Genomic DNA, 12,040 nt, shown 5'->3' with positions numbered 1-12,040 from the left:
CTTTACGGCCGCGTTCTATTGCTCATTCGTCGAGGCGCCAGGCGTATTGCATGCGCGCCCACGATTCCTGTGCCACGCCGTCAACGGTGCCGGGCTTGAAGGCGCACAGCGAGAGGCCTTGCAGCGCGGCGCGGTCCAGGTCGCGGTGGCCGCTGGTGCGTTCGACCTTGGCGCTGGCCACGTGGCCGTCTTTGCCGATCAGGAAGGCCAGGGTGACCGTACCTTCGTCGCCGTTGCGCAAGGCACCAGCGGGATAGGTAGGTTTCGCGCAATTGGCCGCATCGATCACCGCCGCAACGTTCACTGGCTCGTGGCGCACAGCTTCGACGCTGCCACCGCCGGTGCCGCCACCGCCGCCCCCTGGTTCGCTGTGGCCATGTGCAGTCTCAGGCGGGGATGTCGTGATGGCGTGTTCGAGAACCTCGATCTTGATGCCGTCCGGCGGAGGCGGGGCAATCACCGGCGCTGCCTTTTCCCGGACCTCGAATTCCTTGGAGCGTTGCGGCTCAGGATCCTGGTGCTCCAGCGGCGGCACATCGACAATCACGGTCGGCGCGCTGCGGGTGATCAGGATCGTTGAGTGCTTCAGGGCGATGCCGGCGGCAACAAGGTGCAGTGCGGCGACGAAAGCCAGGCCAGAGTAGTTCTTGCGGGAGGTATCGAAGTTCATGGAAATGGTCCTTTCTTCTTGTTGGTAGGCTGAATTGCCAACCCATGGCAAAATATTCTTCTATCTAATGGAAATATGCAAGCAATTTTTATTGCTACCATTTGGCGTGATATCCTTCCATCATCTGGTAACGAGGAATGCTATGAATAAGATCAAAGTACTACTGGCAGATGATCACCCGGTCGTAATGGGGGGATTTGCGATGGCGCTTGCCGGTTTCGGCGTGGAAGTCGTCGGACAGGCCCGGACGCCAGCTGAAGCGGTTGAGGCTTACCAGGCACTGGCACCCGACGTTGCTATCCTCGATATGCGCTTCGGCGAGCAAATGACGGGCCTGGACGCGGCGCGCCAGATCCTGGCAGCGGCGCCCAAGGCGCACGTCATCTTCCTGACCCAGTTCGACCAGGATGCGCTGGTCAAGGAGGCCTACCGCATTGGTGCGCGGGCCTTGGTCACGAAGGATTGCGATCCGTCCGAACTTTTCGCCGCCGTGCAGCGTGCTGCGCAAGGGGAGCTGTATTTCATGCCGGCCATCGCGGAACGCCTGGCCAGCCTGTCGGTGCTGGGCGAGCAATCGCCGCAGGCGCTGCTGGATGAACGTTCGCTCGAAATCTTCAAGCTGATGGCGGAAGGCCTGACCAACGCCGAAATCGCCGAAAGACTCGGCGTCTCCAGCAAGACGATCAGCAACTCCAGCCAGGCCATCAAGGACAAGCTGGGTGTTGAGCGCGCGGCCGATATCACCCGCCTGGCCGTGCGCCACGGCGTACTGCAAGCCTGATGCGGGTCACATGGCGCGTCGGCACCCGCGGGCGGCTGCTGGCGATTACCTTGCTGCCGGTGCTGGCGCTGTTCGTTACACTTACCTGGTACAGCTATCAATCGCGTCAATCCGAGGTGCATGCCGAGCTGGCGGAGCGCGGGCAGTTGCTGGCCACAGCACTGGTGGCGAGCAGTGAAATCAGCCTGGTACGTGGGCAGTTCGATGAGCTGCGCGCGACGATCGACGGCATGCTGCAGACCGACGGCGCGATCCATCGCGTGACCTTGCTCGATGCGGACCGCAAGCCCCTGTTGGACGTGACCGCGCGCGGCGATGGGGTGCCCGAGGCGCGCTACTACGAAGCCGCGGTGCATAAGCGTTTGCTTTACGTGACTGGCGGCGGCAACCGCAATGTCGGCAACATGGGCTATGTGCAGGTGCGCATGTCGCCGACTGTCATGCTGCGCAAGGCTCGCTCACGCTTCCAGCTTGAACTGGCGGTGGCGCTGGCGGGTTTGCTTGCCTGCGCAGGGCTGGCGTGGCAGATGACCAGCGGCTTTGCCGCATCGCTGCAGGCGTCCATGCAAGCGGTGCGCGCGGCTGATGCGGAGAAGCGTCGCCTGTTGCAACGCGTGACCACGGCAGTCGAAGACGAACGCAAGGCAATTGCACTGGAGATCCACGACGAATTGAACGCGACGCTCATCGCGGTACGGCTGGAGGCGCAGCAGATCGCCGGCCTCGCGGGCGCTCTGCCGCCGGCCGACGCGGTGACGCAGATTCGCGACAAGGCACAGGCGATCACGAAGCTGGCGCTGGGCTTGTACAACAGTGGCAGGACGCTGGTGCGCCGCTTGCGTCCGGAAATGCTGGACATGCTCGGCCTGCAAGGAGCGCTGGAAGAAATGGTGCGGCAAGTCGGCAGCAGCCACCCGGCCTGCCACTTCTCGCTGCGCACCGAGGGCGATTTCGCCGGCTTGGATGGCGACGCCGCGATCTCGGCTTACCGTATCGTGCAGGAGGCGCTGTCCAACATCGTGAAGCACGCCCGCGCCAGCTCAGCCAATGTGGAAGTCGCTCGGCATGGCGATGCCTTGCAGATCGTGGTGGCAGACGATGGCGTAGGCTTTGATCCGGCGCGCACTGCTGCAGGCGTCGGGCTGGCGGGCATGCGGGAGCGGGTGCAGGCGCTGGGCGGCAGCTTTGCTATGGATTGCTTGTCCGGCACCCGCATTATCATCATGCTGCCGGTGGAGGCGTGGCGCGCGGGAACTTGACGCGCACCAGCAGCCCACGCCCGCTGGAGCCCTGGTCGAGTTCAAGCTCGGCGTGGTGCAGGACGGCGATGTCGCGCACAATGGCCAGCCCCAGGCCCGAGCCCCCCGGGTTGGCCTGCATGGTCGAAGCGGCGCGATAGAAGGGTGAGAGCACGCGGTCGCGATCCTCAGGCGGAATTCCGGGCCCGCTGTCCTCCACTTCCAGAACGACCTGCGTTTCGCCAGGCATTACGCGCAGCACCACGCTGCCGCCGCGAGGCGTGTAGTGCAGGGCGTTGTCGACCAGGTTTGATACCAACTCGTGCAGCAGCAAAGCCTGGCCATTGACGCTGGCTTCACCGTCGGCTTCCAGCGAAAGGTCAATGCCGCGGTTGACCGCGGACAACGCCAGTTCCAGCGCCACCTGTTGCACGGTTTCGCGCAATGGCACCGGCACCGGCTCGCGATTTTCACTATGTTCGATGCGTGCCAGCATCAGCAGGCGGTTCGCCAGATGCACCGTGGAGTCGGTGGTGGCAGCCATGCTGGCCACCACGTTGCGCAGCTCCGGCGAGGCCGGTGCGGTCCGTTCCAGCTCACGCTGAGCCAGTTCCGCCTGGGTCTTTAGCACCGTCAAAGGCGTGCGCAACTGGTGCGAGGCGTCGGCAATGAAGCGGCGCTGGCTGGCGATCAGGCTCGCGATGCGTGTAGTCGATGCGTTCATGGCTTGCACCAGCGGCCGCACTTCCTTGTGCACCAGCGCCGGATCGAGGTCCGACAGGTCGGACACGTCGCGCGACTCCACCTCGTGTTTCAGGCGCATCAAAGGCCGCAGCACCAGCTTGACGGCGAACCACACCAGCAAGCCTGCCAGCAGCACCACGCTGGCCTGCCATGCGATGGTGTCGTACAGGATTTTCAGCGTCAGCCCCTTGCGCGCGTCGAGCGTTTCGCCCACTTGGATCAGGGCGATGCCGCGCATATTGTCGTCGTACACCGGCTGCAGCAGGGCTGCGATGCGGATCGGCTGCCCGTTGTAGCTGGCGTGATAAAAGCGCACCAGGGCCGGGTAGGTCTCCGAGCGCGGCACATTCGGCGGCACTGCAGGCAGGTCGTCGTAGCCGGACACCGTTTCGCCCTTGATGCCGGTGACCTTGTAGTAGATGCGGCCCAGGGTGTCGGTCTCAAAGCTGTCCAGCGCAACGTAGGGCACGTCGACCACCACTTTGCCGCCTTCGACCGACACGCGCTCCGCCAATGCTCGGGTGGAGGCCAGCAGCGAGCGGTCATAAGCCATGTCGGCCGCGTCCACCGCGTTGTAGTAGACCGAGATGGTGTTGATGATTTCCAGAAGGACCAACGGCAGCAACAGCCAGCGCAGCAACTGGCCGCGCAGGCTGCCCATGGCGAGCATGGCTTTCATCAGGCCTTCGCTTCGGCCGGCTGCAGCAGGTAGCCGATGCCGCGCAGGGTAGTGATGGCCGCGGCGCCGGGCTCCTTGCGGTCAAGCTTCTTGCGCACGCGATGGATATACAGCTCGATCGCGTCGAGGTTGGCGTCGTCGGCCAGAGAGAACACCTGGTCGAACAGTTTTTCTTTCGCTATCGGCTTGCCGCCTTTGGTGATCAGCGCCTCCAGCACTGCGTGCTCGCGCGGCGTGAGCTGCAGGTTTTCGCCGAAATAGGAAAACATGCGGCTGACCGTATCGAAGCGCAGCGCGCCGCATTCATACACCAGCGATTCATTGCCCACGCTGCGGCGCAGCAAAGCCTTGACGCGCGCTTCCAGCTCCGCCAGTTCGAAAGGTTTGGCAAGGTAATCGTCGGCGCCAAGGTTCAGGCCCTGCACGCGGTCTTCCAGGCCGCCGCGCGCGGTCAGGATCAATACAGGCGTCTTGCCGCCGCGCGCGCGCAGGCGTTTCAACACTTCCAGCCCGTCCATGCGGGGCAGGGTCAAATCGAGGATCACCAGGGCATATTCCTGGGTCAGCAGCAGGGAGTCGGCGTCGGCGCCGTTATCGGCGCATTCGACTGAAAGGTTGGCGTCACGCAGGGCTTTGGAGAGCCAGTGTTGTAATTCGGTGTGGTCTTCCACTAACAATATTCGCATGGCATTTGCCTGAAAGGCGTTTGAAAGGTTGGCGATTTTATAGTTGAACCGTGCCAGAGCGAGGCATGACTGAAATAACTATAAACCCAGGAGACTGATTGTGAAAAGAACTTCGATGGCAGCGGCCGTCGCAATGATGTTTGCCGCCTATACTTCCGCCCACGCCCAATCCAATGTGCAGGTCTATGGCCTGCTCGACATGGGTGTCGACATCACCAACAATGCGCAAGCGGGCGGCGGCAGCGTCACCCACGTCAGCTCCGGCGGCATGAATACTTCGCGCTGGGGCATCAAGGGCAGCGAAGACCTGGGCGGCGGCCTGAAAGCCGTGTTCCAGCTGGAGAGCGGCATCCTGATGGACACCGGCGCGCAGGACGGCAACCTGTTCAAGCGCCAGGCCAACGTCGGCCTGGAGGGCAGCTGGGGCCGCGTGGTGCTGGGCCGCTCCTTCACCAGCGTGTACGACACCGTCATCCGCTTCGACCCGATGGGCTTTGCCCCTTACTATTCCTGGGCGACCGGCGGCAGCGCGACCTTGCCAAGCAAGTACGGCATGACCACCGGCTTCGATAACCTGATCAAGTACTCCGGCAAGAGCGGCGACTGGAACTATGGCTTCAGCTACGGCATGGGCGAGCAGCAGGGCGCGGGCGCCAGCTCGGCCGACAGCGCCAAGTACGCAGGCGCGGTCAGCTATCAGTCCGAGTCGCTGGGCGCGATGTTCACCGCGGAGCGCATCAACGGCAACAACGTGGTCGCCACCGGCAACCGCGACGAGACCACCGCCTACCACCTGGGCGGCTACTACGCCACGGGCGATTTCAAGTTCTGGCTCGGCGGCAGGACCTACAAGCTGGTGTCCGGCAAGGCCGCTACGGCTGATGTAAAAGGCAACACGCTGTGGGCTGGCGTGGCATACAAGCCGCAGCCAAACGTTACCATCACCGGTGCTGTCTACCACATCGACCAGCGCAACCTGGCCGCGGGCAAGGACGCCGACCCGACCATGTATGTGCTGCGCTATCGCTACGCAGCGTCCAAGCGCACCGACCTGTACGCGACTGTCGGTTACACCAAAGGCAAGCATGACCAGCTGGTGGGCCTGTCGCGCGACGATGCAGGCTTCGGCGACAGCCAGCACGGCGTAATGGTTGGCATCCAGCACCGCTTCTGATAATAATGAAGCCATGAAGATCCTGTTTTCCATCTTCGCTGCTGTCCTGCTGCTGGCAGGGCAGGTGCACGCTGCGGAATGCATCGTGCCGTCCAAGCCGGGCGGTGCGATGGACCTGACGTGCAAGCTGGCCCAGAAGGGCCTGGCGACGGTGCCGGGCGGCCAGCCCATGAAGCTGGTGTATCGCCCGGGCGGGATCGGTGCTGTGGCATGGCATTCGCTGGTATCGCAGCGCCGCGCCGAACCGAACACCCTGGTGGCGTTTTCCGGCGGTTCGCTGCTGAATCTCGCGCAGGGCAAGTTCGGCAAGGCCACGGCGGACGACGTGCGCTGGGTGGCGGCGCTGGGCGCGGACTACGGCATGATCGCGGTGCGCTCCGATTCGCCATACAGGTCGCTGGCCGACCTGGTGGCTGCACTGAAGCGCAACCCTTCCAAAGTGCTGATCGGCGTCAGCGGTACCATCGGCAGCCAGGACTGGCTGAAGGTGGCCCTGCTGGTGCGCCAGGCCGGCCTGGACCCGAAAGTGCTGCGTTTCGTGGCGCTGGAAGGCGGCGGCGAGTCCTTCACTGCAATGCAGGCCAACTATGTGCAGGTGGTGTCGGGCGATGCTTCCGAAGCCAACCTGGCCGGCAACACGATCCGCGTGCTGGCCGTGATGTCGGAAGAGCGTTTGCCAGGCAAGCTGGCCGCAGTGCCGACCGCTCGCGAGCAAGGCTACAACATCGTCTGGCCGGTCATCCGCGGCGTGTGGATGGGGCCGCAAGTTGCCGACGCCGACTACCGGCAATGGGTGAAAACCTTCGAGCAGCTCATGACGACGCCAGAATTCGCGAAGCTGCGAACGGAAGCGGGACTGTATCCCTTCAGCCTGACAGGACAGGCACTCAACGAGTACGTGCATAAAGCCGTGGACGATTACGGCAAACGCGCCAGCCATCTGGGCCTGGTGCGCTGAATATCCTCAAAAATTCTAGGAGACACAAATGATGAAGACGACCCTGGTGGCCGCCGCAGGCCTGTTCGCGTGCACCGCATTCGCACAATCGCCGGCAGGCTATCCTGCCGATTACCAGAAAGTGATCGACGCGGCGAAGAAAGAGGGCAAGCTGGTGGTGTACGGCGCCACTGACAGCAAGGCTGCACAGCCTCTGATCCGCGACTTCAATGCCCTGTACCCTGGCATCACCGTCGAGTACAACGACATGAATTCGACCGAGGTATACAACCGCTTCATTTCCGAGATGGCAGCGGGCGGCAACACCGCCGACGTGATGTGGTCCTCCGCCATGGACCTGCAAATGCGCCTGGCTTCCGACGGCTACGCACTGAAGTACAAATCGGTGGAAGCGTCGAAGATTCCCGGCTGGGCAGTGTGGGACGACCAGGCTTACGGCACGACCTTCGAGCCGGCCGCCATCGTCTACAACAAGCGACTGGTCGATGCGAAAGAGGTACCGCAGACCCACGCCGACTTCGTGAAGCTGATCCAGCAGCCCAAGTTCAAGGACAAGGTGACTACCTACGACATCGAGAAATCGGGCGTCGGCTTCATGTTCATGAGCCAGGACGCCAAGGAATATCCGAAATTCCTGGAACTGGAGAACGCCTTCGGCGAAGCGAAGGTGCGCGTGCAATCCTCCACCGGCACCATGATGGAGCGCATCTCCTCCGGCGAAAACCTGATCGGCTACAACGTGCTGGGCTCCTACGCCCTGGTGCGCGCCAAGACCGATCCTTCGATCGGCGTGCAACTGCCGAAGGACTACACCCTGGTGATGTCGCGCGTAATGTTCATCAACAAGGGCGCGAAGAACGTTAACGCCGCCAAGCTGTGGCTGGACTACACCCTGTCGCACCGCGGCCAGACCATCATCGCCAACGAATCCAAGCTGTTCGCGATCCGCGCCGACGTGACCGGTGAAACCACCTCGTCCGACCTGGTCAAGCAGATTGGCCAGGACAAGATCAAGCCGGTGCCGGTGCACCCAATCCTGCTGCAGTTCCTCGGCCCGCAGAAGCGCATGGCTTTCCTGAAGCAGTGGAAAGAAACCGCCGGCAAGAAATAAGGAGTTGTAAATGACTACCGCGACTTTGCAGGGAACAGGGCGCGCCAGCATCAACTGGCCGCGCGGGATTGTGGCAGCGCTGACCTGCACCGCCATCTTTCTGCCGCTGCTCCTGATCTTTTACCAGAGCTTCCTGTCGGCGCCGTTCTTCATGCCCGGCAAGGAAGTAGGGCTGGATGCCTTCCGCTTCATCTTCGATGACCCGGACTTTGCCGTGGCATTCAAGAATGGCTTGCTGCTGGCGGCCGGCCTGGCTGCCATCGCCGTGCCTTTGGGCGGCATGCTGGCCTTCCTGATGGTGCGTACCGACCTGCCGGGTCGCGGCTGGATTTCCCCGCTGCTGCTGGTGCCGATCTTCGTCTCGCCAATGGTGATGGGCTTCGGCTATGTGGTATCGATGGGACCTGTGGGCTTTTACTCCACCTGGGTGAAAGGCCTGATCGGCTTCATCCCATGGAATGTGTATTCCTTCACCAGCATTGTCGTGATCGCCGGCCTGACCCACGTGCCGCACGTCTACCTGTACGCTTCGTCGGCACTGAAGAGCCTGGGCTCGGACGTGGAAGAAGCAGCCCGCGTGGCCGGCGCGTCGCCGCTGCAGGTGATGTTCAACGTGTCGCTGCCGATGATCATGCCGGCGCTGGCCTATGCGGGCGTGCTGGTGTTCTTCCTCGGCTTCGAAGTGTTCGGCCTGGTGCTGGTGCTGGGCGACCCGGAAGGCCACCTGGTGCTGCCGACCTACCTGTACAAACTGACCAACAAGCTGGGGACGCCGTCCTACCACCTGATGGCGGCGGTGGCAGTTTGCCTGGTGGCGGTGACCATGCCGCTGGTGATGCTGCAACGCTGGCTGCTGAAATCGGCCAACAAATACGTGTCGATCAAGGGCAAGGGCGCGCGCAGCAAGGCGCTCCCGCTGGGCCGCTGGAAGTGGTTGGCGTTCGCCGTGCTGGGCGCCTGGTTGCTGGTTACCGTGTTCATGCCGATTTCCGGCATCGCGCTGCGCTCCTTCGTGCAGTACTGGGGCGAGGGCGTGAAGCTGGCCGATGTCCTGACGCTGCAGCACTTCCGCGACATCTTCGAGCAGCATGCACTGATCCGCGGCATCATCAACACGGTGCTGATCGGCGTGATCGGCGGCGGCCTGGCGATCTTCTGCTATAGCTTCATCGCGCTGGCCATGCACCGCAAGCCGGACTTGCTGACCCGTGTCCTGGACTATAGCGTGCTGGTGCCACGTGCGATTCCCGGCCTGCTGGCTGGCCTGGCTTTCCTGTGGGTGTTCCTGTTTGTCCCTAGCTGGCTGGATGGCATGCTCAAGGGTTCAGAGAACGGTCTGGCTGTCTGGCTGGTGGAAAATGCGATTCCTGCGCTGCGCAGCCTGCGCACCACCATCTTCGCGGTGTGGCTGGCGTACTCGGTGGTGTGGATGGCTTACGGCATGCGCCTGATTTCCACTGCACTGCTACAGGTCGGCCCTGAACTGGAAGAGGCGGCACGCGCTGTCGGCGCCCGCCGCGGCCAGGTGACCCGCGACGTGACCCTGCCGCTGATCAAATACGGCTTGCTGGGTGCGTGGCTGATGATTTTCCTGATCTTCGAGCGTGAGTATTCGACAGGCGTGTACCTGCTGTCGCCGGGTACCGAAGTGATTGGCGCGCTGATCGTGTCCCTGTGGGCGGGTGGTTCGACCGACCTGGTGGCGGCACTTTCCTTCATCAACATCACCCTGGTCGGCATCGGCCTGGGTATCGCGCTGCGCTTCGGCGTCAAGCTGCATAACTGAGACATAGATCATGAAACGAGACCTCAAAATGAACGAATTGTCCGTCGAAGACCTGCACCTGGACTATGGCACCGGCGCCCACGCCAACCCGATCCTGAAGGGCGTGTCGATGCACCTGCAGAAAGGCGAAGTGGTGGCGCTGCTGGGCCCATCGGGCAGCGGCAAGACCACGCTGCTGCGCGCCGTGGCCGGCCTGGAAAGCCCGCGCCTGGGCGCCATCGACATCGGCGAGCGCCGCGTGTTCGACGGCAGCAAGGGCTTTGAAATGCCGGCCGAACAGCGCAACCTGGGCCTGGTGTTCCAGTCCTATGCGCTGTGGCCGCACAAGACCGTGGCGGAGAACGTGGCCTACGGCCTGAAGCTGCGCAAAATGAATAAGGAAGAAATCGGCCGCCGCGTGGGCGAGGTGCTGAAACAGCTTGGGCTGGGCCACCTGGGCGAGCGCTTTCCGCACCAGCTGTCGGGCGGCCAGCAGCAGCGCGTGGCGATTGCCCGTGCGCTGGTGTATAACCCGCCGGTGATCCTGCTGGACGAGCCGCTGTCCAACCTGGACGCGAAGCTGCGCGAAGAGGCGCGCGCCTTCCTGCGTGAACTGATCGTGCGTCTTGGCTTGTCGGCGCTGATGGTGACCCACGACCAGGATGAGGCGATGGCGATTTCCGACCGCATCCTGCTGCTCAATAACGGCAAGATCGAGCAACAGGGCACGCCGCAGGCAATGTACGAAACGCCGGAGACCTTGTTTACGGCTGAGTTCATGGGCAGTAACAACCGCCTGCCCGGCACCCTGGTTTCGCGCGATGGCGACAACGTGGTGATCGAGGTAGCCGGCACTACGCTGCAGGCGACTGCACGCGGCAAGGGCGGCGAAACGATCGCTCCGCTGATCCGCGTTGAAGAAGTGCGCGTCAACAGCAGTCAGGTGGAGAACTCGCTGCAGCTTGCATTGGTCACCTGCATGTACCTTGGCGATCGCTGGGAGTGCCTGTTCAAGCGCGGCGATATCAGCGTGCGCGCCCATTCGAAATACCGCCTGCAGGATGGCCAGTACTGGCTGCAACTGCCGGCCGACAAGCTGTGGGTCTTCTGACCCGCCACCGTTGCTTCCTCCAAGCTTTGGCGGCCGGCTTGCTGGCCGCTTTTTTTTGCAGGTGGCTTGATACTCCGCTGCCCTGGCTGATCGGGCCATTGTTCGCCAGTGCGGCGCTACGCATCGCCGGCGCCGACCTGTGCTGCCCGGTTCCTGCACGCGCGGCGGGGCAGTGGGCCATCGGCACGGTGCTTGGTCTGTACTTTACGCCTGCAGTGTTGGCGGTGGTGGTGGCGCGTGCCGGCTATATTGCGTTGGCTGTGGCGTTTGCGCTGGCCTTGGGATGCCTGTGCGCCTGGCTGCTCAAGCGGCTGGCGGACGTCAGCGCCGCCACGGCGTTCTTCTCCATGGCGCTTGGCGGCGCCTCCGAGATGGCCGTGCAGGGCGAGCGGCATGGCGCGGTGGCGCAGCATGTGGCGGCGGCGCAGGGCGTGCGGCTGATGTTCGTGGTCAGCTTCCTGCCATTCGTGCTGCGTTACTGGAGCGGGCATGGCATGCCGCCACTGCCGGCCGGCGCGTCTCTCGCGCCAGCGACCGCGGTTGCGGCGCTGCCGCCCGGCGTGGCGGAAGCATTGCTGGCGTTCGGCCTGCTTGGCGGGGCCACATCTGCCATGGGATGGCTGCTGTGGCGGCGCGGCGTGCCGAACGCCTGGGTGCTCGGCCCCTTGTTCGGCGCCGGATTGCTGGCTGCGGCGCAAGTACCGGTCGGCGCCGTGCCTGAATGGATGGTGCGCACCGGCCAGCTTTGCATCGGCCTGTCGCTTGGCACCCGCTTCACGCCAGGCTTCCTGCACACTGCGCCGCGCTTCATCGCGGCAGTGGCCGCCTGCACCGCAACAGCGCTGGGATTGGCAGCCCTTTTCGGCCTGGCGTTGGCGAAATTCGGCAGCCTGCACCCCGCAACAGCCTTGCTTGCGACATCGCCCGGCGGGATCGCGGAAATGGCGCTGACCGCACGCGCCCTGCAGGTTGAAGTGCCGGTGGTCACGGCCTTCCACGTGTGCCGGATGGTGGTGCTAGTATTGGCTGTCGGCCCGGCGTTTCGCCGCCTGCTACGCATGTGATGCTGCTGTCGAAAAGTATTAAACTTCAATACTTTGACAAGTCGGGTTGAGAGCTTGCG

11 protein-coding genes are annotated in these 12,040 nt (G+C 63.4%); 8 read left to right on the top strand and 3 right to left on the bottom strand.

Features of this window, described 5'->3' with window-relative positions:
* Positions 1–22 precede the first annotated feature (22 nt).
* A complete protein-coding gene (locus tag ACN9MZ_RS22180; protein WP_426339056.1) occupies positions 23–670 on the bottom strand; it encodes an energy transducer TonB in 648 nt (215 codons plus the stop codon).
* 142 nt (positions 671–812) lie between these two features.
* Here ACN9MZ_RS22180 and ACN9MZ_RS22175 point away from each other — a divergent pair, with 142 nt between their 5' ends.
* Positions 813–1,451, top strand: a complete 639-nt coding sequence (locus tag ACN9MZ_RS22175) for a response regulator (RefSeq protein ID WP_426339055.1) — start codon at positions 813–815, stop codon at positions 1,449–1,451.
* Positions 1,451–2,710, top strand: a complete 1,260-nt coding sequence (locus tag ACN9MZ_RS22170; protein WP_426339054.1) for an ATP-binding protein — start codon at positions 1,451–1,453, stop codon at positions 2,708–2,710. The genes ACN9MZ_RS22175 and ACN9MZ_RS22170 overlap by 1 nt, the downstream gene beginning before the upstream one ends.
* On the opposite strand, the gene ACN9MZ_RS22165 is transcribed toward ACN9MZ_RS22170, so the two are convergent.
* Both ACN9MZ_RS22165 and ACN9MZ_RS22160 read right to left on the bottom strand, forming a co-directional pair.
* The gene (locus ACN9MZ_RS22165; RefSeq protein WP_426339053.1) at positions 2,673–4,112 is read right to left on the bottom strand and encodes a sensor histidine kinase; all 1,440 of its coding nucleotides are present in this window, start codon (positions 4,110–4,112) and stop codon (positions 2,673–2,675) included. The two genes, ACN9MZ_RS22170 and ACN9MZ_RS22165, sit on opposite strands and share 38 nt — an antisense overlap.
* The gene (locus ACN9MZ_RS22160) at positions 4,112–4,798 is read right to left on the bottom strand and encodes a response regulator (protein WP_426339052.1); all 687 of its coding nucleotides are present in this window, start codon (positions 4,796–4,798) and stop codon (positions 4,112–4,114) included. Before ACN9MZ_RS22160 ends, ACN9MZ_RS22165 begins: the two co-directional genes overlap by 1 nt.
* A gap of 100 nt (positions 4,799–4,898) precedes the next feature.
* Between ACN9MZ_RS22160 and ACN9MZ_RS22155 the strand changes: the two genes are divergently transcribed.
* From ACN9MZ_RS22155 to ACN9MZ_RS22130, 6 genes are read left to right on the top strand one after another with little or no spacing between them, the layout of a single operon-like run.
* Complete coding sequence (locus ACN9MZ_RS22155) at positions 4,899–5,972, top strand: porin (RefSeq protein ID WP_426339051.1); 1,074 nt, start codon at positions 4,899–4,901, stop codon at positions 5,970–5,972.
* A 13-nt stretch (positions 5,973–5,985) separates the two neighbouring features.
* Positions 5,986–6,930: a Bug family tripartite tricarboxylate transporter substrate binding protein gene (locus ACN9MZ_RS22150; RefSeq protein ID WP_426339050.1), complete on the top strand. Its 945-nt coding sequence runs from the start codon at positions 5,986–5,988 to the stop codon at positions 6,928–6,930.
* Between the two features lie 28 nt (positions 6,931–6,958).
* On the top strand, positions 6,959–8,041 hold the full coding sequence (locus ACN9MZ_RS22145) for an ABC transporter substrate-binding protein (RefSeq protein ID WP_426339049.1): 1,083 nt from the start codon (positions 6,959–6,961) through the stop codon (positions 8,039–8,041).
* A gap of 10 nt (positions 8,042–8,051) precedes the next feature.
* Positions 8,052–9,827, top strand: a complete 1,776-nt coding sequence (locus tag ACN9MZ_RS22140; RefSeq protein ID WP_426339048.1) for an ABC transporter permease — start codon at positions 8,052–8,054, stop codon at positions 9,825–9,827.
* A 28-nt stretch (positions 9,828–9,855) separates the two neighbouring features.
* Positions 9,856–10,917 (top strand): ABC transporter ATP-binding protein, encoded by a 1,062-nt coding sequence (locus tag ACN9MZ_RS22135; protein ID WP_426342944.1) that lies wholly within the window; start codon positions 9,856–9,858, stop codon positions 10,915–10,917.
* Complete coding sequence (locus ACN9MZ_RS22130; RefSeq protein ID WP_426339047.1) at positions 10,905–11,981, top strand: AbrB family transcriptional regulator; 1,077 nt, start codon at positions 10,905–10,907, stop codon at positions 11,979–11,981. The genes ACN9MZ_RS22135 and ACN9MZ_RS22130 overlap by 13 nt, the downstream gene beginning before the upstream one ends.
* Positions 11,982–12,040 lie beyond the last annotated feature (59 nt).

This window comes from Pseudoduganella sp. S-14 (genome assembly GCF_049913285.1).
Lineage (GTDB): Bacteria > Pseudomonadota > Gammaproteobacteria > Burkholderiales > Burkholderiaceae_D > Rugamonas.
Note: the sequence above shows the minus strand (reverse complement) of the source record. Positions and strands in the feature narration are given on the sequence as shown.